Source organism: Cupriavidus basilensis OR16, assembly GCF_000243095.1.
Classification (GTDB): Bacteria; Pseudomonadota; Gammaproteobacteria; order Burkholderiales; family Burkholderiaceae; genus Cupriavidus; species Cupriavidus basilensis_D.
On the sequence record NZ_AHJE01000338.1, the window covers coordinates 1 to 538 of the forward strand.

The following is a 538-nucleotide window of genomic DNA, read 5'->3' on the forward strand; positions in this document are numbered from 1 at the left end:
ATCTTGTATGCGGTCGCGAGAAGAAGTTCGCCAGCCTGTGCGTACCTGAACGCAAGCTCCATTTGGAATGCCAGTTTGATCTCCATCGTCTCTCTCTTGCCCCCCGCGCATCGCATAGGTCGTACGCCAGTCACATAGTGGTGGAGGTACCGATCCAGGCGATGGAAGGCCTGACAGACGGTGGAGCCACCGAAGGCGATGAAGATGAGTGGACCTATCGTGAACACGCTTTGGCCGTCAGCCAACCATTGTCCAAAGTCGGCGCAGCCGAGCGATTCCGCGGCCAGTTCCAGCAGCAGCGCGAAGGCTGCGAATGACACGAAGCTGCCGGGCTCTCGCCATGCATCCTCCCGAATGCCCGCGGCACTCATCAGGTTTCCCGGCGAGCCTCCCAACCGGGTGACGACGCTGGCAAAGGCTGTTAGCGCACTAGAACGAATGCTCGACATGGTTGGCTGCGTGCTCTACCCGGCGGCGCTGGTCCCACCAGCGGAATGAAGCTTGCCCGTACCAGGAGGTCGAGCTGGCGGGCATTGAG

Annotated in this window: 1 protein-coding gene; it reads right to left on the minus strand. The window is 61.0% G+C overall.

Translation table 11 applies throughout. From position 1 onward, the window contains the following. Positions 1-449, minus strand: a 449-nt coding sequence (locus tag OR16_RS39020; RefSeq protein ID WP_141639985.1) for an AraC family transcriptional regulator ligand-binding domain-containing protein, incomplete at its 3' end; no start/stop codon positions are given. Positions 450-538 lie beyond the last annotated feature (89 nt).